Here is a 26063-nt window from a genome sequence, read left to right as displayed (position 1 = left end):
GGGGCGGTGCGGCGGCCGGCCCCCCGCCGGCCAACCCGACCCCGGCGCCGGCGCCCGACGGGCCGGCCGACCCGGCCCCCGCGCCGGCCACCGGGCCGGTCGAGCCGACCCGGCCGCGCAGGGCGACCACCACCACGAGGTCGCCCAGCGCCAGCGCGGTCAGGACCAGCGCCCAGCCGGCGGCGGACGGCTCGGCGGCCGCCGCGGCCAGGGGCAGCACGGGCTGGGCGGTCAGCAGCGCCGCGAACCAGGGCACGGTCAGCCGGCTCAGGCGCGCGTACCCGGCCGCCACCGCCGCGCCGATCCCCCCGACCAGCGCGGCGTACCGGCTCCCCGGCCAGCCGGCCACCCCGAACAGGTCCACCGACCAGGCGGCGTACCCGTCGAGGAGCACCAGGAGCAGGCCCACCGCCGCGAAGGTCTCGGCGGTGCCGCGCAGCCCGCGCGCCCGGGCCACCAGCGGCGCGGCGAGGGCCAGGGCGGTGAAGGCCAGCAGGATCAACGCCCGACCCGCGACACCGAACGCGGCCCAGGCGACCGCCGTGAAGACCACCGCCGCGGTGCCGAGCAGCAGTCCACCGAGGACGAAGAGCAGGCTCTGCACGGCCCGGGTGGAGGTCTCCGCCCCACCGGGGCGGGGCGCTGCCGGCTGCGGGCGCACCGCCGGCACGACCGGGACCGGGCGCGGCGCCGGGATCTCCAGCCGGATCCGGGCAGCCAGGTCGGCCCGCTGCTGCCGGGCCGTGGACAGCCGGCCGGACAGCTCCTGGTACGCGGCCCGGGCCGCCTCGACCCGCGGGGCCAGCCCGGCGATCTCGCGGTCCAGACGGACCACCTCTGCGGCGGGCGGGTACGGCGGGCGGCCGCAACCGGGACAGCCGGAGGCGAGGTCGGCGGGAGCGCCGCAGCCGGGGCAGGGGTAGCCGGTGTTGTCCACCCCGCCAGCATCCTGAGCGGCGGGGCGGGCGGACAGAGTAGGCGTACCTAGGGGCGGGTGTGCTCGTGCACCCAGGCCGCGTAGTCAGGGTTGCCGCTCTCCACCCGGGTGACCAGGATCTCCGGCACCTCGTACGGGTGGTTGGCGCGGAGCTGGTCGACCAGCGCGTCCATCCGGTCCGGCGCGGTCTTGAACTGGACCGACCACTCGGCGGTGGTCTGGATCGCCGACTGCCACCAGTAGGTGCTGTCGACCTGTCCGCCGACCTGGGCGCACGCCGCCAGTCGGCCGGCGACGGCCGCGGCCGCCAGCACGTCCGCGACGGAGCGGGCGTCCACCACCGTCGTCACCACACAGATCTGCTCCACCAGCGCACCCTACGTGGCGTTCCTGGCGGTCCGCTGCACACGCACCGAACCGGTGTCAGTCGGCGGCCACCCCGTCCCGGTTGGCGGCGATCCACCGGTCGATCCGGGCCCACCAGTCGAACAGCCAGTCGATGCGCTCCTGCTTGCCGACCGGCACCTCCTCGGGCGGCACCGACCAGAACCGCATCACGATCCGCTTGTCCATCGGCAGCTCGCGCCACACGTCGGCGACGGTGAGCATCTGGTCCAGCCCGGTGTGCGCCACGAAGATCACCCCGGCGTCCGGTGCGGCGTCGAGGGCGGCGAGCAGCCCGCCCGGCTGCGGCGCCAGCACGTGCCGCATCCGCTCGGCGCGCAGCGCCATCCGTTCCAGGCCGAGGGTGCGCAGCCGGGCGATGGCCCGCAGCCGGCGCTTCGGGGTGAAGTTGCCCCCCTCCGGGAAGATCACGAACGCGTCGTCGTCGTCCAGGCCGGTGGCGAGGTGGCCGACCTGCCGGATCGCCGACTCCCGCCCGTCCGGTCCGGGCGCGATGAACCGGTTGGGCAGGCGGTTGAGCAGGACGTCGATCGCCGGGTCCCACTGGAGGGCTTCCTTGAGCACGATCCGGGGCTCGCGGTGGAACCAGTTGACCAGGGCGTGGATCAGGATGAACGAGTCGCCCGGCCCGGCGTGCCGGCAGAGCACCAGCTCGGGCCGGCCGGGCAGGGCGGTGTCCGGGTCGGTGCCGACCACGTCGATGCGCAGCCGCAGGGTCCAGCGGGCCTGCCAGAACAGCACCCGCAGGAAGTGGCCGGCGAGCACGTAGTGGGCCCGCTGGAAGGCGGGCGACCGCTTGCGCGCGCCGAAGCCCGAGGCCAGCCAGAGCACGAAGAGGGCGAGCAGCGCGGCGGCGTCCCACATCAGGTAGACGGTGCCGATCCAGAGCAGCCGCAGCGGGCGCAGCCGCCCCGGCACCAGCGGCGACGCGGCCAGGGCCAGCAGCGCCCAGGCCGGCAGGGTGGTCACCACGGTGATGGCGAGCAGCACCACGCCGGGCGCGAGCAGCATCCGGCGTACCCACCGCGGCGGCAGCGGCATCAGCGTTCCAGCGCGGTGTCCAGGTAGCGGCGGGAGGCCGTGTACGCCCGGCTGATCCGCCGCCCCACGGCCGCGATGTCCCGGTACGCCCAGGGGCTGTCGTCGCGCGGCTCCAGGCCGCCGGTCGGCAGCACGTGCACCTCCACCCCTTCGGGCAGCGCCGCCATCTCCCGGGCGAACCGGTGCCGGCGGGCGATCTCGAACGCCACCTGGGCGATTTCCCAGGGCCGGCGGGGCGGGCTCAGTTCGCGCTCGATCCGGCCCACCTGGAGCACGAAGATCCTCCTCGCGCCGACCGCGACGGCCTCACCGACGGGGATCGAGTTGACCACCCCGCCGTCGATGTAGTGCTGGCCGTCGATCTGGGTCGGCGGCAGCAGCCCGGGCACCGAGGCGGAGGCGAGCACCGCCGGCACCACCGGTCCGCTGTGGAACCAGTGCTCGGCGGCGCGCTCGATGTTCGCGGCGCAGCAGCGGAACGGCACCTTGAGGTCGGCGAAGGTGGTGTCCTCGCCCAGTTCGCTCTCCAGCAGCCGGCGCAGGGGCCGGGGCGAGTGCAGGTGGGTACGCGCGGCGAAGCGGCGCAGTTGCCGGGCGACGGAGTCGCCGTAGACCTCGCTCGCCTCGGGCGACGCCCAGAGCCGGACCAGCCGGTCGGTGACCGCCTCGCTGGGGTCGGCGGCGACCAGGGCGCCGTTGACCGCGCCGATGGAGGTGCCGAGCACCATGTCGGGCCGGATCCGGGCGCGGAACAGGGCCCGGAGCATGCCCACCTCGACGGCGCCGAGCACTCCCCCGCCGCCGAGCACGAACGCCACCGGACCGCCTGCCATGCCGTTCATCCTGGCACGTGCCGCACAGTCCGCCCGGTCGAGCCGGCCGGGGCCGGCCGGGACGTCACGGCGCGCGACCGGCGCGGCGCGGGACGCGACCGGAGAACGGACACCCGTTGACACGCCGGACACATTCCCGCAACCTGATAGCGCTCCCAAGCCCAGGCAGGTGCGATGTGAAGGCGACGCTGCACGCCGGCCGGCTGCTGGCCCGCAGGTACCGGCTCATCGACCAGATCGGGGCCGGCGGCATGTCGGTGATCTGGCGGGCCCGCGACGAGGTGCTCGACCGGGTGGTGGCCGTGAAGGTGCTCGCCCCCTCGCTGGCCGCGGACGCCCGGTTCCGGGACATGGTGCGCGAGGAGGCCCGCTCCGCCGCCCAGCTCGTCCACCCGCACGTCACCGCCGTGCACGACTACGGCGAGACGGTGGCGCCGGACGGCTCGATCACGTCGTTCGTGGTGATGGAGCTGCTCAGCGGCGAGGAACTGGACCAGCGGCTCACCGAGGGGCCCCTGCCCTGGCCGGCGGCGGTGGAGACGGGCGCGCAGGTGGCCGAGGCCGTGGCCGCCGCGCACCGGCTGGGCATCGTGCACCGGGACATCACCCCGTCGAACGTCATGATGACCCGGGTCGGCGCGAAGGTGCTCGACTTCGGCATCGCCACCCGGGTCGGCGCGCCCGACGAGGACGAGGACGGCGGCACGTTCGGCACCCCGGCGTACGTGGCGCCGGAGCGACTGGACGGGGCACCGGCGCAGCCGGCCACCGACGTCTACTCGCTGGGTGTGCTGCTCTTCGAGACGCTGACCGGGCAGCCGCCGTACCCGGCGGACACCTGGGAGCAGCTCAGCGCGGCGCTGGCCGAGGACGCCGCGCCCACACTGGACGGCGTACCCGGGCTGCCCGCGCCGGTCGCGGAGATCTGCCTGCGCTGCCTGGCCCGCGACCCGCGGCGCCGGCCCACCGCGCACCAGGTGGCGGCCGTGCTCCGCGACCAGCTGCTGCCCGCCGACCCGCAGGCCGCCACCATGCTGTCCCCGACCGTGACCCTGCCGGCGCCGCCCGCCCCGCCGCGACCGCCGGCCGAGCCCGCGGCTCCCGCGCCCGTCGCCGCCCCGACGTCCCGCCGCCGGGCGCTGCCCCTCGTGGCGGCCGGGGTGGTGGTGGTCACCGGCGCCGCGCTGCTGGTGCCCGCCCTGCTGCCGGACGAGCGGGCGCCGTCGCGGTCGTCGCCCACCGCCGGGCCGGCGGTGGCTCCGTCCACCGCGACGCCGAGCTCGGACGCGCCGGCCACCACGCCGCCGCCCGGCCCCACCGGCCGGCCGCCGGCGACCGGCGCGCCGACCCCGCCCGCCGGCGGCGACGTGGTCGAGGCGGCACACCGGGTGGAGGGGCTCATCGACGCCGGGCTGGCGGCCGGCCAGATCCGCGACGACGTGGGCGTGGACCTGCGCAACCTGCTGCGCAACGCCAGCGCCGCGACCGGCGAGGGCGCGCTGACCGGCGCCGTGGACCGGCTCCGCGACAAGATCGCCGACCGCCGGCGCGAGGGCAGCATCAGCCCCGGGTACGCCCGCCAGCTCGACGCCGCCGCCGCGGACCTGGCGACGGGACGCACCTGAGGGGTCAGCCGGCAGCGACCGGCGCGGCCTCGGGCCGCCCGGCGAACGCGGCCCGGTCGGCGAGGAAGCTCCGGTAGACCGCCTCGTAACCGGCGGCCATCCGCTCGACCGAGAAGTGCTGCGCCACGTGCATGATGCAGTCGGCCGGATCGAGACCGGAGACGTCGCGCAGCGCGGCCGGCAGTTCGTCCGCGCGGTCACGGACGAACCCGGTCAGCCCGTCCCGGACCAGCTCCGGCACGGCGCCCCGGCGCAGCGCCACCACCGGCGTGCCGGTCGCCATCGCCTCCACCATCACCATGCCGAACGGCTCCGCCCACTGGATCGGCATGATGAGGCAGCGGGCGTCGTACAGCAGCCGCTGGGTGGCCTCCCGGTCCGCGTTGAGCACCACGGTCACGTCCGCCCCCAGCAGCGGCTCGACCACCTGCTCGAAGTAGCGGCGCTCGGCCGGCTCGTTGCACTTGCCCGCCAGGGTGAGCGGCAGGCCGGCCTCCCGGCAGGCCCGGATCGCCACGTCGGGGCCCTTGTCGGGGCTGAACCGGGCCAGCCAGAGCACCGGCCCGCGGCCGGCGCCCCGCTTGCGCGGCACCTCCCGCAGCGCCATCGCGTTGTGCACCGTGCCCACCCACGGCAGGTCCGGGTTGGCCTGGCGCTGGGCGTGCGAGATCGCCACCAGGCCCACCCCCTCGTCGGTGTTGCTCAGCACGGTGCCGTACTCGCCCACCGGGTTGCCGTGCACGGTGGCCACCGTGGGCACCCGGCGGCGGCCGGCGAGCAGCGGGCCGATGGTGCTGTGGTCGTGCACCAGGTCGAAGTCGGCCGGGTCGACCAGCCGGTTGACGTGGGCCAGGTGGGCCAGCTCGGGCAGCGACTCGCCGAGCCGGTGGAACTGGAGGTCCGCGCAGGTGGAGACGAAGTCACCGGCCGTGCCGTTCTCCCGGCCGGCGCCGAACAGGGTCACCGCGTGCCCGCGGTCCACCAGGGCGTCGACGAGCCCGGCCACCAGGTGCTCCAGGCCGCCGTAGCCGGCCGGCGGCACGGACAGCCACGGCGGCACCACCATGGCGATCCGCAGGTGCCCGGCCCGGGCATGGTGCGACGGCGGCTGGTTCACGGCCACGAGTCCTCCCCGATGGGTCCCCCGGCGTACGTGACCGGCGGCGGTTTCCCGACGCTCCGAGCGGTAAACGGCGGCTCAGCCGGCCACCACGATCCGGTCGTGCACCTCGCGCACGCCCGGCGTGGCCCAGGCCGCCCGTTCCGCCTCCTCCCGCTGCCACCACGAGCGGACCACCCCGTCGAGCACCACCGTGTCGCCGCTGACCCGCACCTCGATGCGCTCGGTGCCGGTCCGCCGGAGCAGCAGGCGTTGCAGGTCGCGGCGGTTCTGCTCGTCACTGGGCGGGGTCGGCGGGCGCACCTCGACGAGATTGGTCACCCCGCGTACGCCCCGCAGCCGGCGCAGCTCCCGTTCGGCCGTGCGGCGCTGGAAGCCGTACTCCACCTCGCCGCGGAGCATCACCCAGCCGTCGGCGACCGTCAGGTCCAGGCGCTCCGCGGGGACGAAGCTGTCCCACTCCAGGGCCCGGCTGGCCGCGATCGCGATGTCGGCGTCGGCGCGTTCGTCGGTGACCGGCAGCTCCACGTCCAGGTCACTGGCGACCGCGCGGACCCCGCGGACCCGGTGCGCGCAGCGCTCGGCGGCCCAGCGCCGGGCGTAGCTGTCCACCTGGCCGGTCAGCGTGACCACGCCGTCGGCGACGGTCACCCCGATCTCGGTCGGCCGGGTCTGCGCGTCCCAGTCGAGTTCGGCGAGCACGTCCCGCTGGATGTCCTGGTCGGTGCGGACGGCGGAGGTGGTCGTCATGCCCCGAGGGTGCCGCCCGACGGGGTGAGCCCAACTCACCCGGACCGGGTGAGGAACGAAAATAGGCGGCGGGTGACGGAACCAACCCCCTTGGCTCCGTCACCCGCCGCCCGTGGAGGAGGCAGGTCTGGTGTTAGGACGTCTCGGCGAGCGTCACGGTTGCCGTCTGGGCCGAACCGTTCCGCTTGAACTGGACTTCGACCCGGTCACCGACCTTGCCGGCCTGCACGGCGCCGACCAGGTCGTTGGAGTCGTTGACCACCTTGTCGCCGAACTTGGTGATGACGTCGCCGCGCTGGAGCCCGGCCTTCTGGGCGGCGCTGCCCGCGACCACGTCGGAGACCAGCGCGCCGCCGTCCTCGGCGCCGGTCACGCTGACCCCGAGGGACGGGTGGCTGACCTTCTCGCCGCGCTGGAGCTTCTCGGCGACGTCCTTGGCCTTGTTGCTCGGGATGGCGAAGCCGACCCCGATGTTGCCGTTGCTGCCCTGCCCGGCCGTGGCGATGGCGGTGTTGATGCCGATCACCTCGCCGCGGGTGTTGACCAGCGCGCCGCCGGAGTTGCCCGGGTTGATCGGGGCGTCGGTCTGGAGCAGACCGGAGATCGAGCTGGCGCCCTGCTGCGGGGCCTGCTGTTGGCCGCCCTCGCCGGCCTGGATGGTGCGGTCACGGGCGCTCAGGATGCCGGCGGTGACGGAGCCCTGGAGGCCGAGCGGGCTGCCCAGGGCGAGCACCTGGTCGCCGACCTGCATGCCGTCGCTGTCGCCGAACTTGGCCGCCTTCAGGCCGCTCACCCCGCTGGCCTTGACCACGCCCAGGTCGGTCTTCGGGTCGGTGCCGACGATCTTCGCCTGGGCGGTCTTGCCGTCGGCGAAGACGACCTTCACCGTGTCCCCGCTGGCGGAGGCGACCACATGGTTGTTGGTCAACACGTACCCGTCGGCGCTGAGGATCACCCCGGAGCCCTCACCGCTGTCCGTCATGATCGTGACGATGCTGTCCTGGACGGCGGCCGCGATCTTCGGCAGGTCGGCGCTGTTGAGCACGGGAGCGGCCGAGTAGGTGCGGGTCACCGTCCCGTCGCCGTCGAGCGCGAGGGCGAGCGCGCCGCCGGCCACGCCGGAGCCGAGCATCAGGGCCAGCGCGAGCGCCCCGGCGCCGATGAACTTCCCGGCCCGGCTGGGCCGCGCCGGCTGCTGCGGGCCCCACGGCGGGGCCGGCTGCCCGGCCTGGTGCTGCGGGTACGGCTGCTGCCCGGCCTGGTACGGCTGGTGCTGCTGGTGCGTCTGGTACGGCGGGACCGGCCCGGCGGCCTGCGGCGCGTAGCCGGTGCCGCCCTGGTGCGCCCAGCCGCCCTGCTGCTGCGCCCCGTACCAGGGGTGCTGCTGCGGCTGCCCGGAGACCGGGTACGGCGTGGCCGCCGGCGGCGCGTACGGGCTGGCGGGCGTGGCCGCCTCGGTGCGCCCGGCGGGGCCGGTGGTTCCGGCGGCCGGGGAGTCGGCCGGAACCGGCGCGGCGGCCGGGGTGACGGTGGTGTCCGGCTGCCCACTCCCGGCGCGGGGCAGCTCGGCGGTCGGATGCGACGGCTCGGCGTCGGCGGGAACCGGCGACCGCTGCGGATCGGTTTCGTGGTCGGTCATGACTCCACCTTCTCCCTCGGCACTGCGACCATGCTGGAACCCCCCTGAATGTTTTCTGAAAGTCACTCGCCGGGCTCGGGCGCCTCGGGCAGCAGCGGCAGTTTCACCCGGAAGGTGGCGCCGCCGCCCGGCGTCTCGGCCACCTCGACGGCGCCGTGGTGCGCGGCCACCAGCGCGGCGACGATGGCCAGCCCGAGCCCGGTGCTGGTCGGCCCGCCCGCCCGCCGGGTGCGCGCCGCATCCACCCGGTAGAACCGCTCGAACACCCGCTCGGCCTGCTCGGGCGTGAGGCCCGGGCCGGTGTCCGCCACCTCCACCACGGCCAGGTTCCCCGGCTCCGCCCGCAGCCGCAGGGTCACCGCGGCGTCCGGCGGGGTGTGCGTGAGCGCGTTGGTCATCAGGTTGCCGATCACCTGGCGCAGCCGGGCGTCGTCGCCGAGCACCACCAGCGGGCCGGCCCCGGGCTCGATCTCCAGGGCGATGCCCCGGTCCGGCTCCACGGCCCGCGCGGCCTGGACCGTGTCCGAGGCGAGCACCGGCAGCTCGACCGGCGCCAGCGCGATCGGCCGCTCCCGGTCCATCCGGGCCAGCAGCAGCAGGTCCTCGACGAGCAGGCCCATCCGCGAGGCCTCGTCCTCGATCCGGCGCAGCAGCCCGGCGGTCTGGTCCGGCTCCCGGGCCGCGCCCTGCCGGTACAGCTCGGCGAAGCCCCGGATGGTGGTCAGCGGGGTGCGCAGCTCGTGCGAGGCGTCCGCGATGAACTGCCGCATCCGCTCCTCGGAGCGGCGGGCCCGCGCCTCGGACGCCTGCGCGGAGGCGGCGGCGTCCCGGGCGCTCACCTCGGCGCTGCGCGCCGCCGCCTCGGAGGCGGCCCGCGCCGTGAACGCCGCCTCGATCTGGGCGAGCATGGCGTTCAGCGCCCGGGAGAGCCGGCCCAGCTCGGAGGTCGGGCAGGGCCGGCCCTCCTCGGGGTCGGGCACCCGCTGGGTCAGGTCACCGCCGGCGATGGCCGCCGCGGTCCGCTCGATCTCCACGAGGGGCTTGAGACTGGTACGCACGATGCCCGCCCCGACCGAGGCCAGGATGATCAGCACGGCCCCGCCCACCAGCAGGTCGATCCAGACGAGCTGCTTCACGGCCATGTCGATGTCGATCATGTTCTGCCCGACCGCGATGTACTGCCCGTTGTCGATCTCCTTGATCACCACCCGCCAGCGCAGGTTCTTGTCGGCGGCGTCGGTGGTGAAGGCGCCCTGGTTCGCGTGCTGCTGGTACCAGGACAGCTGGTTGAGCGAGCCGGGCAGGTCCTCCCGCTTCAGGGACTGGTCGTAGGCGAGGTTGCCGCCGCCGGCCCGCTGGCTCGCGACCACCACCATGTAGTCGCTCGGCAGCGCGTTCTCGGTGGCGGAGGCGCTGGGAAGCGAGCCCTCGACCCGGGCGAGGTACGAGGTCAGCTCGTCGTCCACCCGCCCGACCAGGTAGCTGTGCAGGAAGAACGCGGTGAGCGAGCTGATCACCACCAGCGCCGCGGCGACCAGCGCGAGGACCGAGGCGACCAGCTTCACCCGCAGCGGGATGCTGCGCAGCCGGCCCTTCGCGTCGTGGACGGCGTTCACGCCGCCGGCTTGCGCAGCACGTAACCGACCCCGCGCAGGGTGTGGATCAGCCGGGGCTGGGTGTTGTCGACCTTGCGCCGCAGGTACGAGATGTAGGACTCGACGATGTTGTCGTCGCCGCGGAAGTCGTAGTTCCAGACGTGGTCGAGGATCTGCGCCTTGGAGAGCACCCGGTTGGCGTTGAGCATGAGGTAGCGCAGCAGCTTGAACTCGGTGGGCGAGAGCTGCACCCGTTGCCCGGCGCGGTGCACCTCGTGGGTCTCCTCGTCCAGCTCCAGGTCGGCGAAGGTGAGCCGGGAGGGAGCGTGCTCGCCGGTGGCGGTGCGCCGCAGCACGGCCCGGATCCGGGCGGTCAGCTCCTCCAGGCTGAACGGCTTGGTGACGTAGTCGTCGCCGCCCAGGGTCAGCCCGCGGATCTTGTCGTCGGTGGCGTCCCGGGCGGTCAGGAAGACCACCGGGGTGCGCGTGCCGCCTTCGCGGAGCATCCGGATGACCTCGAAGCCGTCCAGGTCGGGCAGCATCACGTCGAGCACGACCAGGTCGGGCCGGTGGTCCTTGGCGGCGTTGATCGCCGCGCTGCCGCTGGTCGCGGTGGCGACGTCGAAGCCGGCGAAGCGCAGGCTCGCGGAGAGCAGTTCGAGGATGTTGGGATCGTCCTCGACGACGAGCAGTCGCGCCTCGGTCTGGGTAGCCACCATGGCATCCATCATCCGCGCCCCGGCTGCGCCCGCGCTGGGTGGATCCTGGAAACAACCTGTGAGCCGCCGCGGGTGTCTCCCCCGTGCGAGACACCCGCGGCGTCGCGCCCTAGCGGAGCAGCCGGCGGAGCCCCTCCAGGGCCCCGTCGAGCAGGCGGATGGCCGTGCGGAGCTGGGTGTCGGTGAGCCGGCCGGCCCGCACCAGCGCGCCGACCTCGACGGTGAACGCGGCCAGCCGCTTGTCGAACTCGGCCAGCAGGGGCGACTCGGCGGTCCGGCCCGGGCCGCCGTTGCTCGGCGGGCGGGTCGTGGGCGGCGGGGGCGCCCAGCGGGCCTGCCGGGTCTGCCGGGCCGCCTCGCGCAGCTCCCGCTTGAGGTCGCGCACCGAGCCGCGTACCTCGGTGCGGATCTCGCCGGCCAGCGCGGAGAGGTCCTCGACGGAGGCGGTGATGTCGGATTCCAGGGTGGCCAGCTCGTCGGCGCGCTGCCGCAGCTCGGTCCGGCCCGCCTCGGTGATCTCGTAGACCTTGCGGCCACCGGCGGCGGTGTGGCTGACCAGCCCCTCCACCTCCAGCCGTTGCAGCCGGGGATAGATGGTGCCGGCGCTGGGCGCGTAGAGGCCGAGGAAGCGGTCCTCCAGCAGGCGGATCAGCTCGTAGCCGTGCTTCGGGCCGTCGTCGAGCAGCTTGAGCAGGTAGAGCCGGAGCCGCCCGTGACTGAACACGGCGGTCACGGCAGCTCCTCCACGTCGTCGGCGTCCCCGACGGGACGGGCGAGCAGCGCGATGCTGCCGGATGTCGCGGACGCCCAGAGCTTACCGGCGCCCCCGCCGAGCACCCCGTGGCTGTCCTTCACGGCGCCGAACCCGTGCTGGCCGCCGCAGAGCTGGGGGAAGCCGCTGGTGATCCGGCCGGAGGTGGTGTGCAGGTGGACGGTGAGGTCGCTGTCCTCCCGGACCCGGACCGTGATGCTGCCGGAGATGGCGCTGAGCCGGATGTCGCTGCCCCGCGGGTTGTCCAGGTCGCAGGTGATCGACCCGGAGACGGCGTGGGCGCGCACCCGCTCGGGCGCGCTGTCGGCGAGGATCAGCTCGCCGGAGACCGTCTCCAGGGTGAGGTCGCCGCCGACGCCGAGCGCCTCGACGGGACCGGAGGTGACCTTCGCGGAGGTGTGACCGCGCAGCCCCATGAGGGTGACCTGCCCGGAGGTGACGTTGACCCGGGTGTCCCGGCGCAGGCCGGAGGCGACCAGCGAGCCGTCCACCAGCTGAAGGTCGGCCAGCACGTGCGCGGGGACGGCGATGGAGACCTCGGCCCGGAAGCGGCGGCCGAGCTGGCCCAGCCACCAGAGCACCCCGGGCCAGCGGGGCATCCGCTCGTGGCCGACGGTGAGCCGGCCGTCGCGCAGCTCGACGCGGACCGGTTGGCGGCTGATCCGGGTGACGTCGACCCGGGCCGGTCCATCGGTGGCGACCACGTTGAGCCGGCCGCTCACGAGGCGGACGTCCAGCCGGGTGACCGGCTCGTCCAGGGTGAGCCGTTGCGGGCTGTCGACCATCCAGGTGGTCATGGCGTCCTCCCCTCGGTGACGCGCCGGTCGGCGGCGCGTCGAGTGACGGGGGAAGCATAACGCGATACATCGCGACTGAACAAGACTGTCGCGACTGTGTCGCGTATGAGTCAGGCCGCCAGGTCCAGCTCCGCCCCGACCGGCGCCACCTGCCGGACCACCCGCGCGCCGGTCGCCGGGCGCCGGGCGGCGGGCGCGCGGACCGGGGTCAGGTGGATCGCCGACTCGGCCGCCCGGGCCAGCAGCCGCCGGTCCGCCCCGGCGGCCGGGTGCAGCGCGGCGGCCACCGTCACGCCGACGCTCAGGTCCCGCGCGCCCAGCACCCGGCGGACCGACGCCCAGAGCGTCTCCTCGCCGAGGAAGGCGGGCAGCGTGCTCGCGTCGCCCGCGTAGCGGTAGGCGAGCCGGAGCGGGACCACCGGCGCGCCCGCGTCCACCGCGGCCTGGAACACCGCCGGGCGGAAGCCCCGGCCGGGCCGGCAGCCGGCCGCCGCGCCGCACCAGGTCGTGCCCTCCGGGAACACCGCCACGGAGTGGCCGGCACGCAGCGCGCCGGCCACCCGGCCGACGGTGGCCGGCAGATCGCGCGGCCGGGACCGGTCGACGAAGACCGTACCGGCCGCGGCGGCCAGCGGGCCCAGCACCGGCCAGTCGCGGACCTCCCGCTTCGCCAGCATCCGAGCCGGGGAGACCGCGAGCACCGCGAGGATGTCCAGCCAGGAGACGTGGTTGGCGACCAGCAGCGCCGGCGGGCGCGGCAGCCGGCCCCGCACCGCCAGCCGCACGCCGAGGGCGCGCAGCGTGCCCCGGGCCCAGCCGCGCAGGGCGGCCCGCCGGTCGCGGGCCGGCAGCAGCGGCAGCAGCGCGGCCAGGCCGGCCCCAGCCACCAGCATCCCGAGTACGCCGAGCAGGCGCCCCACCCGGCGCGGCAGCGACACGTCCGGCGCGGCCGCCGGCAGGCAGCCCGGCCCGCAGCCCGACGCGGGACGCCAGAGCCCCCCGTCGCCGGTCACGCCGCCCCGCCCAGGAAGTGCCGCAGGTAGCGCGGGTTCATCCGGTCCAGGGAGAACAGCACGTAGAAGTCGGCGCAGGCGAAGTCCGGGTCGTAGGCCGGCTCACCGCAGACCCAGGCGCCGAGGCGCAGGTAGCCGCGGAGCAGCGGCGGGACGAGCGCGCGTCGCTCGGCGGGCGACAACTCCAGCTGGCCGGGCCGCGACCCGGAGCCGTCGGGCGACCGGCCGGGGCCGGCGGCGGCCGGCTCGGCGAACCAGGGACGGCGGGGCGTCACGCGCAGCGGCGGCGGGGCCAGGTGCCGCGCGGTGACCTGGGACCACACCTCGGCGGCGGCGATCCCGCCGTCCGCCAGCGGCACCGAGGCGCAGCCACCCAGCCACCGGGAGCCGCGCAGGTGCAGGTAGCGGGTGATCCCGGCCCACATCAGGTTGATCACGGCGCCGGAGCGGTGGTCCGGGTGCACGCAGGACCGGCCCGCCTCGACCAGGCCGTCGCGGAGCGGGGCCAGCGGGGTCAGGTCGAACTCGCCGTCGGCGTACCGGCGGTCGGTGCGTCCGGGCGGCAGCAGCCGGTAGGTGCCGACCACCTCGTCGGTGCCCTCGCGCAGCACGACCAGGTGGTCGCAGTGCGCGTCGAACTCGTCGGTGTCGAGCCCGGCGGCCCCCGGGTGCAGGGTGGCGCCGAGTTCGCTGGCGAACACCTCGTGGCGCAGGCGTTGCGCGGCCGCGACCAGGGTCGGGTCGTCGGCGATCAGCAGGGTGTATCCGCTGGTCGTGAGGGGTGCGCCAGCGGCGTGCAGAACGGCCATGGGTATCTGTGTAAGGTGCCCGGGTGCCGGCCCCGGGGCTGAGGGGTGTCGATCCGGTGAACGCCGGTCGGCGCTCCGGCACGCCCCTCACCTGCGCCGGGCCGGCACCGGCGTGCGAGGCTGCCCGGGCGGACCGGCGACGAGGCCGGCCGCCGGAGCCCCGGGAGGTGTCACGTGATCATCGAGTCCCGTTTCCACGGACCGGACGGCTCGGGCAACGGCGGCTGGAGCGCCGGGATCTTCGCCGCCGCGGTGGACGACCGGGGCCCGGTGGAGGTCACGCTGCGCCGGCCGCCGCCGCTGGAGACCCCGCTGACCGCGACGGACGGCGATGTCCGCGACCCGGACGGCCAGGTGATCGCCCAGGTACGCCGGGTCGAGCCGGTCGACGCCGTGGTCCCGCCGGTGGACCGGCCGACGGCCGAGGCGGCCGCCACGACGTACCCGGGTCTCGTGGACCATCCCTTCCCCGGCTGCTACGTCTGCGGGCCGGCGAACCCGGCGGGGCTGCGGATCTTCCCGGGCCGGCTGCCGGACGGGCGGACGGCCGCGCCGTTCCGGGCGCCGGCCGAGGTGGTGCCGGCGACCGTGTGGGCGGCGCTGGACTGCCCCGGCGGCTGGGCGGTGATCGCGCCCGGCCGCCCGTACGTCCTGGGCCGGATCGCCGCGCAGGTCACGGCCCTGCCGCGCCCCGGCGACGAGTGCGTGGTGACCGGGGCGATGGTCGGCGGCGCGGGACGCAAGGCCGAGGTGCACTCCAGCCTCTACGGGCCGGACGGGGCGCTGCTCGGGCAGGCGCGGGCAACCTGGATCGCGTTGCCGCCGGCCTGACCTCTCCTCCCTGCGGATGATCCGCTCCTGCCCCCGGGGGAGGAGGGCGTACGCATCCCGCCTGATTGACCCTCTTGCGCCGGGTTGGAAGGCTGTGCACGGCGCCCCCGCAACGGCGCCCCCACCGGCGTGCGTCGAGCCCGCCGGGGCAGGAGAGGAGAACGATGTCCGACGGGCAGCCAAGCCCCAGTGCCGGGACCGGCCAGATCGTGGTGTCCGGGCTGACGAAGGTATACAAGAACGTCCGGGCGGTGGACAACCTGTCCTTCACCGTCCAGCCGGGGCGGGTCACCGGCTTCCTCGGCCCGAACGGCGCCGGGAAGACGACCACCCTGCGCATGCTGCTCAACCTGGTCACGCCGACCGCGGGTGAGGCCACCATCGGCGGCAGCCGGTACGCCGACCTTCCCGACCCGCTGCGCACGGTGGGCGCGGTCCTGGAGGCGTCCAGCGCGCACAAGGGCCGCACCGGGATCAACCACCTGCGGGTGATCTGCGCGGCGGCGGGCCTGCCCCGCCAGCGGGCCGACGAGGCGCTCGCCCTGGTCGGGCTGACCCCGGCCGCGAAGCGGAAGTTCAAGGGCTACTCGCTGGGCATGAAGCAGCGGCTCGGTATCGCGGCCGCCATGCTCGGTGACCCGCGGGTGCTGATCCTCGACGAGCCGGCCAACGGCCTGGACCCGGAGGGGATCCGCTGGATGCGCGGCTTCCTCAAGGGGCTGGCCACCGAGGGGCGCACGGTGCTGGTCTCCAGCCACCTGCTCTCCGAGATGCAGCTGCTCGCCGACGACGTGGTCATCATCGCGGCCGGCAAGCTGGTCCGGCAGGGCCCGGTCGAGCAGGTGATGGCGTCGATGACGCACGGCGCCCGGGTGCGGGTGCGCACCCCGCAGGCCGACGAGCTGACCGCGGCGCTGCGCGAGCAGGCGGCCACGGTGGACGCCGACGGGCACGGCGCGCTGCTGGTGAGCGGGGCGGACGCGCCGACGGTCGGCCGGGTGGCCCTGGCCGCCAAGGTGGAGCTGCACGAGCTGACCACCGAACGCCCCGACCTCGAAGGGGTCTTCCTGGAGCTGACGGCCGGAAAGGCGGAGATCCGATGAACCTGGTCCGATCCGAGCTCCTCAAGATCCGTTCCACCAACACCTGGTGGATCTTCGCGCTGATCACGGTGCCGCTGTGGGCGCTCGCGCTGCTCTTCAACTGGTTGCAGACCGACGCCCTCACCAGCGGGAACGTGGGCGATGTGCCGGCCGACCAGGCCGACACGTTGCAGGCGGCCGGGGCCGCGGACAACCTGGCGGCCAACCTCTACACCAACGGGCAGTTCTTCGGCCTGCTCATCGTGATGCTGCTCGGCATCGTGGTGGTGACCAGCGAGTTCTTCCACCAGACGGTGACCACCACGTTCCTCACGGCGCCCCACCGCACCGCCGTGATGCTGGCCAAGCTGGCCGCCGCCGGCGTGCTGGCGCTGGTGTTCTGGGTGGGCACCACCGTGCTCAACCTGATCTTCGCACCGCTGGTCCTCAACGCCACGGACGTCGGCACGCAGCTCGGCAGCGGGGCGGTCTGGCGGGCGATGGCGTTGAACGGCCTGGCCTACCTGCTCTGGTCCGTGCTCGGCGTCGGCCTCGGCGTCCTGATCCGGAGCCAGATCGGGGCCACGGTGACCGGGATCCTGCTCTACCTGGGCGGCACCATCGGCGCCGCCATCGCCATCAGCCTGCTGGCCCAGCGCTTCGGCGACTGGATCAACAAGCTCCAGCTGCTGGTGCCGTCGTTGGCGTCCGGCCTGATGGTGAGCGGCGACACCCAGATTCCCGGCAACCCGCCACGCTGGGCCGGCGCCGCCGTGCTGATCGGTTACGCCGTGCTGACCGGCGTGATCGGCGTGCTGACCATCCGGCGCCGCGACATCTCCTGAGTCGGCTACCCGACACGGCCCCGGCCGGTGACCCTGCGTCACCGGCCGGGGCCGCCACTGTCTAGCAGGAGTGGACGGGACACGCAGCGTTTGCCGAACTTCTGGCGTCTTCTGTGAAACGGACCACCAGCCGGAGGCGAGAATGCCTGCGTCGATCGCACGGCGTAGCCTGGGACCCGTCTCTCGTGCGCCCGGAGACGGGCCCGGGGGCGCCCGCGTGACATTCACAACCGCGTGAAAGAGGCGATTAGCGGCCGTGTCGACCCAGCAGACTTCGCAGGAGAACCCACTGGCGGGTTTCGGCCCGAACGAGTGGATCGTCGAGGAGATGTACCAGCGCTATCTCGCCGACCCCTCGAGCGTCGACTCGGCCTGGCACGACTTCTTCGCCGACTACCGTCCGGCGCCCGGCGCCGCCACCCCGCGGCCCGAGGCCCAGGCCGCGCAGGCCGCCCCGGCCGTCCGTCCCGAGCCGGCCGAGCAGCAGGAGGCCGTCGCCACGGTCACCCAGCAGCCCGCCGCCAAGCCCGCGCCGGCCAAGCCGGCCGCCAAGCCGGCGGCGAAGGCTCCGGAGCCGGCCCCGGCGAAGAAGGCCGCCCCGGCCAAGCCGGCCGCCAAGGCGCCGACCGCGAGCGCCGCGGGCACCACCCCGCTGCGCGGGGTCGCCGCCAAGATCGTGCAGAACATGGACGCCTCGCTCGCCGTGCCGACCGCGACCAGCGTCCGCGCGGTGCCGGCGAAGCTGCTGGTGGACAACCGCATCGTGATCAACAACCACCTGGCCCGCGGCCGCGGCGGCAAGGTGAGCTTCACGCACCTGATCGGCTACGCGATGGTCCGGGCGCTTGTCGAGCACCCGGAGATGAACAACTCCTTCGCCGAGGTCGACGGCAAGCCGGCGATGGTCCGCCCCGAGCACGTCAACCTGGGCATCGCCATCGACCTGGCCAAGCCGGACGGCTCCCGCAACCTGGTGGTGCCCTCCATCAAGGGCTGCGAGCAGATGGACTTCCGGCAGTTCTGGCAGGCGTACGAGGACGTGGTCCGGCGCGCCCGCCGCAACGAGCTGACCATGGAGGACTACTCCGGCACCACGATCTCGCTGACCAACCCGGGCGGCATCGGCACGGTCCACTCGATCCCGCGCCTCATGCAGGGCCAGAGCGCCATCGTCGGCGTCGGCGCCATGGAATACCCGGCGCCCTACCAGGGCATGAGCGAGGCGACCCTGGCCGACCTGGCGGTCAGCAAGATCATCACGCTGACCAGCACGTACGACCACCGGATCATCCAGGGCGCGCAGTCCGGCGAGTTCCTCAAGGTGATGCACGAGCTGCTGCTCGGCGAGCGCGGCTTCTACGACCAGATCTTCACCTCGCTGCGCCTGCCCTACGAGCCGGTGCGCTGGGTGCAGGACGTGGCCGTCGACTCCGAGGGCCAGATCAACAAGACCGCGCGGGTGCACGAGCTGATCCACGCGTACCGGGTGCGCGGCCACCTGATGGCCGACACCGACCCGCTCGAGTTCAAGATCCGCAAGCACCCCGACCTGGACGTCCTCCAGCACGGGCTGACCCTGTGGGACCTGGACCGGGTGTTCCCGGTCAACGGCTTCGCCGGCCGGCAGCGGATGAAGCTGCGCTCGATCCTCGGCGTGCTGCGCGACTCCTACTGCCGCCGCGTCGGCATCGAGTACATGCACATCCAGGACCCGGAGGAGCGGCGCTGGATCCAGGAGCGGGTCGAGCGCAAGTACGAGAAGCCCAGCGCGGACGAGCAGAAGCACGTGCTCAACCGGCTCAACGCCGCCGAGGCGTTCGAGACCTTCCTCCAGACCAAGTACGTCGGCCAGAAGCGCTTCTCGCTGGAGGGCGGCGAGTCGCTGATCCCGCTGCTCGGTGAGGTGCTGGAGTGCTCCGCCGAGGGCGGCCTGGACGAGGTCGTGATCGGCATGGCCCACCGCGGCCGGCTCAACGTGCTGGCCAACATCGTCGGCAAGCCGTACGAGAAGATCTTCTCCGAGTTCGAGGGGCACCTCGACCCGCGCTCGACCCAGGGCTCGGGCGACGTGAAGTACCACCTCGGCCAGAACGGCAAATTCACCACCCCGGACGGCGCGCACGCGGTCAAGGTGTCGGTGGTGGCGAACCCGTCGCACCTGGAGGCCGTGGACCCGGTGCTGGAGGGCATCGTCCGGGCCAAGCAGGACCGGATCGACCTCAAGCTGGAGGGCTACACCGTGCTGCCGCTGGCGGTGCACGGTGACGCGGCCTTCGCCGGCCAGGGCGTGGTCGCCGAGACCCTCAACCTGTCCCAGCTGCGCGGCTACCGCACCGGCGGCACCGTGCACGTGGTGGTCAACAACCAGGTCGGCTTCACCACCGCCCCGGAATACAGCCGGTCCAGCCTCTACAGCACCGACGTGGCCCGGATGATCCAGGCGCCGATCTTCCACGTCAACGGCGACGACCCCGAGGCCGTCGTCCGGGTGGCCCGGCTCGCCTTCGAGTACCGGCAGGCGTTCAACAAGGACGTCGTGATCGACATGGTCTGCTACCGCCGGCGCGGCCACAACGAGGGCGACGACCCGTCGATGTCCAACCCCCAGATGTACAAGATCATCGACTCGAAGCGGTCGGTCCGGAAGCTCTACACCGAGGAGCTCATCGGGCGGGGCGACATCACCGTGGAGGACGCGGAGGAGCTGCTGCGCGACTACCAGTCGCAGCTGGAGCGGGTCTTCAAGGCCACCCGGGACGCCGCCACCACGCCGCGCCAGCTCAGCCGGCCGCGCCGTGAGGACGAGCCGGAGCCGCAGGTCGACACCGCCACCGACGCCGCCGTGGTCAAGGCGATCGGCGAGGCGCACGTCAACCTGCCGGAGGGCTTCACCCCGCACAAGCGGATCCAGCAACTGCTGGAGCGGCGGCGCAAGATGTCCGTCGAGGGCGGCATCGACTGGGGCTTCGGCGAGATCATCGCGTTCGGCGCGCTGCTGCACGACGGGGTCACCGTCCGGCTCGCCGGGCAGGACTCCCGCCGTGGCACCTTCGTCCAGCGGCACGCGTCGGTGGTCGATGCGAAGACCGGCGACGACTACCTGCCGCTGAAGTCGCTCACCGCCGACGGCGAGCGGTCCCGCTTCTTCGTGCACGACTCGCTGCTCTCCGAATACGCGGCCATGGGCTTCGAGTACGGCTACTCGGTGGAGAACATCAACGCGCTGGTCGCCTGGGAGGCCCAGTTCGGTGACTTCGTCAACGGCGCCCAGTCGGTGATCGACGAGTTCATCTCGTCGGGCGAGGTGAAGTGGGGCCAGCGCTCCGCGGTCACCCTGCTGCTGCCGCACGGCCACGAGGGCCAGGGCCCGGACCACACCTCCGGTCGCCCGGAGCGGTTCCTCCAGCTCTGCGCCGAGGACAACATGCGGGTGGCCATCCCGACCACCCCGGCGAGCTACTTCCACCTGCTGCGCCGTCAGGCCCTGTCGCCGAAGCGCAAGCCGCTGGTGGTGTTCACCCCGAAGTCGCTGCTGCGGCACAAGCTCTGCGTGTCGCAGGTGGAGGACTTCACCACGGGCACCTTCCAGCCGGTGCTGGCCGACACCGCCGCTCCGGCGCCGGAGCAGGTGAAGCGGGTGCTGCTCTGCTCGGGCAAGGTCTACTACGACCTGTTCCAGGCCCGGCAGGAGCGGGGCGTGACCGACACGGTGATCCTGCGGATGGAGCAGCTCTACCCGCTGCCCGTCGAGGAGGTCCGGGCCGCCCTGTCGCAGTACCCGAACGCCGAGGACTTCGCCTGGGTCCAGGAGGAGCCGGCCAACCAGGGCGCCTGGTCGTTCGTCGCGCTCAACCTGCTGGAGCACCTGCCCGAGGTCCGGCTGCGCCGCATCTCGCGCCCGGCCGCCGCCGCGCCGGCGGTCGGCTCGGCGAAGATGCACGAGGTCGAGCAGAACGCGCTGATCGAGGCGGCTCTCCCCCGCCCGTGACCTGACCGCACCGCCGGCACGAGGGGCAGCGACCGCACGACGGCCGCTGCCCTTCGTCGGTGTGGCGGCCCCTTCTCCGCGAGAGGACGCACATGTACTTCACCGACCGTGGCATCGAGGAACTGGTCCAACGCCGGGGCGACGAGCAGGTCAGCCTGGAGTGGCTCGGCGAGCGGCTCCGTGACTTCGTCGACCTGAACCCGGAGTTCGAGACCCCGATCGAGCGGTTCGCCACCTGGCTGGCGCGGCTGGACGACGAGGACGACGAGTAGGCCGCCGCGCCGCGTTCAGCGGGCCGGCGACCCGATCAGGGACAGGTAGCGCTCGACGGCCGCCGTCGCCCGTTCGACGTCGCCGGTGGCCAGCAGGTCGAGCAGGGCGCCGCGCAGCACTGTCAGGCCGAGGGCCGCATCGGTGCCGCCGGCGGTCCCGCCGTCGATCCCGCCCAGCAGCCCGAGCCAGTCCTCCACCGTCTGCCGGGCGAATCCCGCCCACGGCCCGTCCGGCTCGCTGAGCGAGCGGGCGTACGCCTGGACCCAGAGGACCAGCATCGGCCGGTGCGCGGGGTCCACGAGCCAGCCCCACGTGGCGCGCACCGCCGCGGCGAGGTCGTCGCCGCCGCCCGCCGCCCGAGCCGCCCGGAGCGCGGCCAGCTCGTCGGCCCGGGCCCGGCCGAGCAGGGCACGGATGAGCTGGTCCTTGGAGCCGAACAGGAACAGCAGGACCCGGGGGCTGGACCCGACGGCGGCGGCGAGCGGGCGCAGCGACAGCTCGGCCAGCCCGTGCGCCAGGGCGTACCGGTACGCCTGTTCCAGGAGTTCGTCGCGCCGGGCGCTGGGGGGTCGCTCGTGCTGGCTCACGGCGCTACTCTGCCACTGAAACGACCGTTTCAGTAGTGGAGGGTTCGATGAGCGCGGAGATCCTCATTCGTCCGCTGGGCCGTCCCGGCGACCTCGGCTGGGTGGTGCTGGCACACGGCGAGACGTACGCCGCCGAGTTCGGCTGGGACACCAGCTTCGAGGCGCTCGTGGCGCGCATCGTCGCCGACTACGCGGCCGGCCACGACCCGGCCCGGGAGGCCGCCTGGATCGCCGAGGTCGACGGCGAGCGGGCCGGCTGCGTCTTCTGCGTGGCGGCCGACGAGCGGACGGCCCAGCTGCGCATCCTGCTGGTCGACCCGGCGGCCCGGGGACGGCGGCTCGGCGAGCGGCTGGTCGACGAGTGCCTGGCCTTCGCCCGGCGGGCGGGATACGCCCGCATCCGGCTCTGGACCAACCACCCCCTGGTCGCCGCCCGCCGGATCTACCTCTCCCGGGGCTTCCGCCTGGTCGAGGAGGAGACCCACCACAGCTTCGGCACGGAGCTGACCGGGCAGGTGTACGAACGGGAGCTGGCCCCGGCCGCCTGAGCCGCCGCTACCGCGGCCGGGATGACGGGCCGGAGGACCCGGGCGAGGCACCCCGCGATCTTGTAGCGTGAGGTCGTGGCGCGCAGCGTGTACCTGACCAGCGTGGGGTCGGGCGGGGGCAAGTCGACGGTCGCGCTCGGGCTGGCCGAGCTGCTGTCCCGGCAGGTCGAACGGATCGGCGCTTTCCGGCCGCTGGTCTCCGGTCAGCGCCCCGACCCGATCCTCGCCCTGCTCACCGAGCGCTACCGGGTGCGGCTGCCGGTCGACGAGCTGCACGGCGCGACCTACGCCGAGGCCGCCGCCCTGGTCGCGGACGGCCGCCGGGAGGAGCTGATCGCCCGCATCGTGGCCCGCTACCGGGCGGTCGAGCGGCACTGCCCCGCGGTGGTCGTGGTGGGCAGCGACTTCGCCGACGGCGACGGCGCGGGCGCCCGCGAGCTGGCGTTCAACGCCCGGCTGGCGACCGAGTTCAGCAGCGTGGTGGTGCCCGTGGTGGACGGGTTCGGGCAGCCGCCCGAGGCGATCGCGGCCGCGCTGCGCGGGGCGTACCACGACCTGGAGGACCTGGGGGCGACCGTGGTGGCGGTGGTCGCCAACCGCGTCCCCGGGCCGATGACGCTGCCCGAGCTGCCCGTCCCCGCGTACGCCATTCCGGAGGTGCCGACCGTGTCGGCGCCGACGGTGGCGGAGGTCTCGGCGGCGCTCGGCGCCACCCTGCTCGCCGGTGACCAGGCCGCGCTGGATCGCGACGTGCTCGACTACGTGGTCGGCGCCGCGCACGTGCCCACCCTGCTGGACCACTTCACCGACGGGGCGCTGGTGATCACCCCGGGCGACCGGGACGACCTGCTCGTGGCGGCGGGCGCCGCGCACGTGGCGGGGCAGGTCTCCCTGGCCGGCCTCGTGCTCACCCTCGGCGAGCAACCCGACCCACGGGCGATGCGGCTGTTCGAGGCGCTGAACACCGGGCTGGCCGTGCTCTCGGTGACCAGCGACAGCTACGACACGGTCGCGGCGTCCAGCCGCATCGAGGGCCGGCCCAGCGTGGCGAACCCCCGCAAGGTGGAGGCCGCGCTGGGCGCCTTCGAACGGTGCGTGGACACCGTCGACCTGGCCCGCCGGCTGCGGGTCAGCCGGTCCGAGCGGGTCACCCCGCTGATGTTCGAGAACGACCTCATCGACCGGGCCCGCGGGCAGCGCCGCCGGCTGGTGCTGCCCGAGGGCACCGAGGAGCGCATCCTCCGCGCCGCGGAGGTGCTGTTGCGCCGGGGCGTCGCCGACCTGACCCTGCTCGGCCGCCCCGACGAGGTGGCGCGGCGCACCCGCGAGCTGGGCATCGACATCGGCGACGCGCAGGTGGTCGACCCGGTCGCCAGCGAGTGGCGGGACGAGTTCGCCGCCGTCTACGCGGAGCTGCGCGCGCACCGCGGCGTCACCGTCGAGCTGGCGCACGACATCGTGGCCCAGCCCAACTACTTCGGCACCATGATGGTGCAGACCGGCCGCGCCGACGGCATGGTCTCCGGGGCCACCCACACCACGGCGGCCACCATCCGGCCGGCCTTCGAGATCATCCGGACCGTGCCGGGCGTCTCGGTCGCCTCCAGCGTGTTCTTCATGCTGCTCGCCGACCGCGTGCTGGTCTACGGCGACTGCGCGGTGAACCCCGACCCGGACGCCGCCCAGCTCGCCGACATCGCCGTCTCCTCGGCCGACACGGCCGCCCGGTTCGGCATCGAGCCGCGGGTGGCCATGCTGTCCTACTCGACGGGCGACTCCGGCTTCGGGGCCGACGTGGAGAAGGTCGCGGCGGCCACCAAGCTGGTCCGGGAGCGCCGGCCGGAGCTGCTCGTGGAGGGCCCGATCCAGTACGACGCGGCGATCGACCCGCAGGTCGCGGCCACCAAGCTGCCGGACAGCCCGGTGGCGGGGCGGGCCACGGTGTTCATCTTCCCGGACCTGAACACCGGCAACAACACCTACAAGGCGGTGCAGCGCTCGGCCGGCGCGGTGGCGGTCGGCCCGGTCATGCAGGGCCTGCGCCGGCCAGTCAACGACCTGTCCCGGGGGGCCACCGTGCCGGACATCGTCAACACGGTGGCGATCACCGCCATCCAGGCCGCCGCCGGGGAGTCGGAATGAGCCGGATCCTGGTCCTCAACTGCGGGTCCTCGTCGGTCAAGTACCGGCTCTACGACGGCGACGAGGTCCGCGACAAGGGCACCCTCGAGCGGGTCGGCGAGCCGGGCGGCGGGCCGGCCGACCACGAGAGCGCGGTGCGGCAGATCATCGAGGGGCTCGACCTGGCGGGGCTGACCGGGGTGGGGCACCGGGTGGTGCACGGCGGGCGCAAGTTCAGCGCGCCGGTGCGGATCGACGACGCGGTGGTCGCGGCCATCGAGGACCTCGTCCCGCTCGCACCGCTGCACAACCCGGCGAACCTGGCCGGCATCCGGGTGGCCCGGGAGGCGCTGCCGGACACCCCCCAGGTCGCCGTCTTCGACACCGCGTTCCACCACACGCTGCCCGAGGCCGCCGCCACCTACGCCATCGACCGGCAGGTCGCCGAACGGTACGGCGTGCGCCGGTACGGCTTCCACGGCACCTCGCACGCGTACGTCTCGCGGCGCACGGCGGAACTGCTCGACCGGCCGTACGGCGAGTTGAACACCATCACCCTGCACCTGGGCAACGGGGCGAGCGCCTGCGCGGTCCAGGGCGGGCGGAGCGTGGCCACCTCGATGGGCATGTCGCCGCTGGAGGGCCTGGTCATGGGCACCCGCAGCGGCGACCTCGACCCGACGATCATCTTCCACCTGCGCCGCGAGGCCGGCATGGGCGTGGACGACATCGACGACCTGCTCAACCACCGCAGTGGCCTGCTCGGGCTCACCGGGGTCAACGACATGCGCGGGGTGCTGGCCCGCCGGGACGCCGGCGACCCGGCCGCCGCGCTCGCGTTCGACGTCTACCGCCGCCGGATCACCGGGTACGTGGGCGCGTACTACGCCCTGCTCGGGCGGGTCGACGCGGTCACCTTCACGGCCGGGGTCGGCGAGCACGCCGCCCCGGTCCGCGCCGCGGCGCTGGCCGGCCTGGACCGGCTCGGCATCGCCGTGGACCCGGCGCGCAACGCCGGCGCCGGCGACCGGGTCATCTCCCCCGACGGCGCCGAGGTCACGGTCTGCGTGGTCGCCACGGACGAGGAGCGCGAGATCGCCCGGCAGACCCGGGACGTGCTCGACCTCTGACCGGCGTCCGCCTCGTTGATCATGAGGTTGGCGGCACGAACTCAGGCGATCCGCACCGTCAACCTCATGGTCAACGCGCGAAGGGGATCAGCCCAGGGCCAGCCAGACGATGAGGGCGACCACCACGACGGCAGCGACGCCGATGCCGGCGAACAGCGGCAGCCGGGACGGTGTCCCGGCCGCCGTCGACGCGCTCTCGGGCGAGTCCACGAAGGCGCGGAACTGCGCGGTGTTGCCACTCGGGTCGGTGTAGTTCTCAGCCATGGGCGTGACCCTAGCGAAGCCGGGCGACGCGGATGATCCCGCCGGGCCGGTGACGGTCACCCCGGTCCGGGCGGTGGAGGCGCGTCGGCCCGGTCGGCGGGGCCGGACCGGCCAGCCGGCCGCCTACCGTGAGGGGGTGAGGGTGCAGCGGCCGACCGCCGCGCTGCTGGTGGCGCTGGTGGCCGGTTGCGGCCCGGCGGCGGCCGCCCCCGACGACCGGGTCCCGTCCTTCCGCCCGGCGCCGCTGCGGCCGTACGCCGTGGGGGTTCGCCAGTTCGTCGTCGACCCCGACGGCCCCCGGCCGCTGCCGGTCACCGTCTGGTACCCGGCGGAGGCGGG

23 protein-coding genes and 2 pseudogenes are annotated in these 26063 nt (G+C 74.3%); 10 read left to right on the top strand and 15 right to left on the bottom strand.

The window, feature by feature from the left end:
• From F8274_RS18405 to F8274_RS18390, 4 genes and pseudogenes are all read right to left on the bottom strand, one after another.
• Nucleotides 1-937: pseudogene (locus tag F8274_RS18405) on the bottom strand (hypothetical protein); the annotation flags it as partial.
• A 47-nt stretch (nucleotides 938-984) separates the two neighbouring features.
• The gene (gene cutA, locus F8274_RS18400) at nucleotides 985-1305 is read right to left on the bottom strand and encodes a divalent-cation tolerance protein CutA (protein ID WP_151463633.1); all 321 of its coding nucleotides are present in this window, start codon (nucleotides 1303-1305) and stop codon (nucleotides 985-987) included.
• Nucleotides 1306-1360: 55 nt separating this feature from the next.
• Nucleotides 1361-2383: a 1-acyl-sn-glycerol-3-phosphate acyltransferase gene (locus tag F8274_RS18395; protein WP_151463632.1), complete on the bottom strand. Its 1023-nt coding sequence runs from the start codon at nucleotides 2381-2383 to the stop codon at nucleotides 1361-1363.
• Nucleotides 2383-3216 (bottom strand): patatin-like phospholipase family protein, encoded by an 834-nt coding sequence (locus F8274_RS18390; protein WP_151463631.1) that lies wholly within the window; start codon nucleotides 3214-3216, stop codon nucleotides 2383-2385. The genes F8274_RS18395 and F8274_RS18390 overlap by 1 nt, the downstream gene beginning before the upstream one ends.
• 176 nt (nucleotides 3217-3392) lie before the next feature.
• Between F8274_RS18390 and F8274_RS18385 the strand changes: the two genes are divergently transcribed.
• On the top strand, nucleotides 3393-4841 hold the full coding sequence (locus tag F8274_RS18385) for a serine/threonine-protein kinase (RefSeq protein WP_151463630.1): 1449 nt from the start codon (nucleotides 3393-3395) through the stop codon (nucleotides 4839-4841).
• Between the two features lie 4 nt (nucleotides 4842-4845).
• On the opposite strand, the gene F8274_RS18380 is transcribed toward F8274_RS18385, so the two are convergent.
• The 9 genes from F8274_RS18380 to F8274_RS18340 all read right to left on the bottom strand — a co-directional run bounded on the left by F8274_RS18380 (nucleotide 4846) and on the right by F8274_RS18340 (nucleotide 14055).
• Nucleotides 4846-5964: a glycosyltransferase family 4 protein gene (locus F8274_RS18380; protein ID WP_151463629.1), complete on the bottom strand. Its 1119-nt coding sequence runs from the start codon at nucleotides 5962-5964 to the stop codon at nucleotides 4846-4848.
• A gap of 75 nt (nucleotides 5965-6039) precedes the next feature.
• A complete protein-coding gene (locus F8274_RS18375) occupies nucleotides 6040-6711 on the bottom strand; it encodes a BON domain-containing protein (RefSeq protein WP_151463628.1) in 672 nt (223 codons plus the stop codon).
• 133 nt (nucleotides 6712-6844) lie between these two features.
• Nucleotides 6845-8350 (bottom strand): S1C family serine protease, encoded by a 1506-nt coding sequence (locus tag F8274_RS18370; protein WP_151463627.1) that lies wholly within the window; start codon nucleotides 8348-8350, stop codon nucleotides 6845-6847.
• A gap of 62 nt (nucleotides 8351-8412) precedes the next feature.
• The gene (locus F8274_RS18365) at nucleotides 8413-9966 is read right to left on the bottom strand and encodes a HAMP domain-containing sensor histidine kinase (protein WP_151463626.1); all 1554 of its coding nucleotides are present in this window, start codon (nucleotides 9964-9966) and stop codon (nucleotides 8413-8415) included.
• Complete coding sequence (locus tag F8274_RS18360) at nucleotides 9963-10664, bottom strand: response regulator transcription factor (protein WP_151463625.1); 702 nt, start codon at nucleotides 10662-10664, stop codon at nucleotides 9963-9965. Before F8274_RS18360 ends, F8274_RS18365 begins: the two co-directional genes overlap by 4 nt.
• Before the next feature lie 109 nt (nucleotides 10665-10773).
• The gene (locus F8274_RS18355; RefSeq protein WP_151463624.1) at nucleotides 10774-11397 is read right to left on the bottom strand and encodes a PadR family transcriptional regulator; all 624 of its coding nucleotides are present in this window, start codon (nucleotides 11395-11397) and stop codon (nucleotides 10774-10776) included.
• Nucleotides 11394-12233 (bottom strand): DUF4097 family beta strand repeat-containing protein, encoded by an 840-nt coding sequence (locus F8274_RS18350; protein ID WP_151463623.1) that lies wholly within the window; start codon nucleotides 12231-12233, stop codon nucleotides 11394-11396. Before F8274_RS18350 ends, F8274_RS18355 begins: the two co-directional genes overlap by 4 nt.
• A gap of 110 nt (nucleotides 12234-12343) precedes the next feature.
• Nucleotides 12344-13246 (bottom strand): 1-acyl-sn-glycerol-3-phosphate acyltransferase, encoded by a 903-nt coding sequence (locus F8274_RS18345; RefSeq protein ID WP_151463622.1) that lies wholly within the window; start codon nucleotides 13244-13246, stop codon nucleotides 12344-12346.
• On the bottom strand, nucleotides 13243-14055 hold the full coding sequence (locus tag F8274_RS18340; RefSeq protein WP_151463621.1) for a GNAT family N-acetyltransferase: 813 nt from the start codon (nucleotides 14053-14055) through the stop codon (nucleotides 13243-13245). Before F8274_RS18340 ends, F8274_RS18345 begins: the two co-directional genes overlap by 4 nt.
• Nucleotides 14056-14229: 174 nt before the next feature.
• On the opposite strand from F8274_RS18340, the gene F8274_RS18335 reads away from it, so the two are divergent.
• From F8274_RS18335 to F8274_RS18315, 5 genes are all read left to right on the top strand, one after another.
• Entirely contained in the window at nucleotides 14230-14886 is a 657-nt protein-coding gene (locus F8274_RS18335; RefSeq protein ID WP_151463620.1) for a hypothetical protein, read from the top strand.
• A gap of 164 nt (nucleotides 14887-15050) precedes the next feature.
• Nucleotides 15051-15989 carry an ABC transporter ATP-binding protein gene (locus F8274_RS18330; RefSeq protein ID WP_151463619.1) on the top strand — a complete coding sequence of 313 codons (939 nt, stop codon included), beginning with the start codon at nucleotides 15051-15053 and terminating at the stop codon, nucleotides 15987-15989.
• The gene (locus tag F8274_RS18325) at nucleotides 15986-16813 is read left to right on the top strand and encodes an ABC transporter permease (RefSeq protein ID WP_151463618.1); all 828 of its coding nucleotides are present in this window, start codon (nucleotides 15986-15988) and stop codon (nucleotides 16811-16813) included. Before F8274_RS18330 ends, F8274_RS18325 begins: the two co-directional genes overlap by 4 nt.
• Nucleotides 16814-17069: 256 nt before the next feature.
• Nucleotides 17070-20801 (top strand): multifunctional oxoglutarate decarboxylase/oxoglutarate dehydrogenase thiamine pyrophosphate-binding subunit/dihydrolipoyllysine-residue succinyltransferase subunit, encoded by a 3732-nt coding sequence (locus F8274_RS18320; RefSeq protein ID WP_151463617.1) that lies wholly within the window; start codon nucleotides 17070-17072, stop codon nucleotides 20799-20801.
• A 92-nt stretch (nucleotides 20802-20893) separates the two neighbouring features.
• Nucleotides 20894-21073 carry a DUF6104 family protein gene (locus F8274_RS18315; protein ID WP_151463616.1) on the top strand — a complete coding sequence of 60 codons (180 nt, stop codon included), beginning with the start codon at nucleotides 20894-20896 and terminating at the stop codon, nucleotides 21071-21073.
• Nucleotides 21074-21088: 15 nt separating this feature from the next.
• On the opposite strand, the gene F8274_RS18310 is transcribed toward F8274_RS18315, so the two are convergent.
• Nucleotides 21089-21661: a TetR/AcrR family transcriptional regulator gene (locus F8274_RS18310; RefSeq protein ID WP_151463615.1), complete on the bottom strand. Its 573-nt coding sequence runs from the start codon at nucleotides 21659-21661 to the stop codon at nucleotides 21089-21091.
• A 47-nt stretch (nucleotides 21662-21708) separates the two neighbouring features.
• Between F8274_RS18310 and F8274_RS18305 the strand changes: the two genes are divergently transcribed.
• The 3 genes from F8274_RS18305 to F8274_RS18295 all read left to right on the top strand — a co-directional run bounded on the left by F8274_RS18305 (nucleotide 21709) and on the right by F8274_RS18295 (nucleotide 25460).
• Nucleotides 21709-22209 carry a GNAT family N-acetyltransferase gene (locus tag F8274_RS18305; RefSeq protein WP_151463614.1) on the top strand — a complete coding sequence of 167 codons (501 nt, stop codon included), beginning with the start codon at nucleotides 21709-21711 and terminating at the stop codon, nucleotides 22207-22209.
• Between the two features lie 75 nt (nucleotides 22210-22284).
• On the top strand, nucleotides 22285-24351 hold the full coding sequence (pta, locus tag F8274_RS18300; RefSeq protein WP_151463613.1) for a phosphate acetyltransferase: 2067 nt from the start codon (nucleotides 22285-22287) through the stop codon (nucleotides 24349-24351).
• The gene (locus tag F8274_RS18295) at nucleotides 24348-25460 is read left to right on the top strand and encodes an acetate/propionate family kinase (RefSeq protein WP_151463612.1); all 1113 of its coding nucleotides are present in this window, start codon (nucleotides 24348-24350) and stop codon (nucleotides 25458-25460) included. The genes pta and F8274_RS18295 overlap by 4 nt, the downstream gene beginning before the upstream one ends.
• 87 nt (nucleotides 25461-25547) lie before the next feature.
• Here F8274_RS18295 and F8274_RS31295 read toward each other — a convergent pair whose 3' ends face one another.
• Entirely contained in the window at nucleotides 25548-25724 is a 177-nt protein-coding gene (locus tag F8274_RS31295; protein ID WP_192579884.1) for a hypothetical protein, read from the bottom strand.
• A 136-nt stretch (nucleotides 25725-25860) separates the two neighbouring features.
• Between F8274_RS31295 and F8274_RS31290 the strand changes: the two are divergent.
• A pseudogene (locus tag F8274_RS31290) lies at nucleotides 25861-26063 on the top strand (alpha/beta hydrolase); the annotation flags it as partial.

The organism is Micromonospora sp. AMSO31t (assembly GCF_008868175.1).
Lineage (GTDB): Bacteria > Actinomycetota > Actinomycetes > Mycobacteriales > Micromonosporaceae > Micromonospora.
This window is presented reverse-complemented; position numbering and strand designations above follow the sequence as displayed.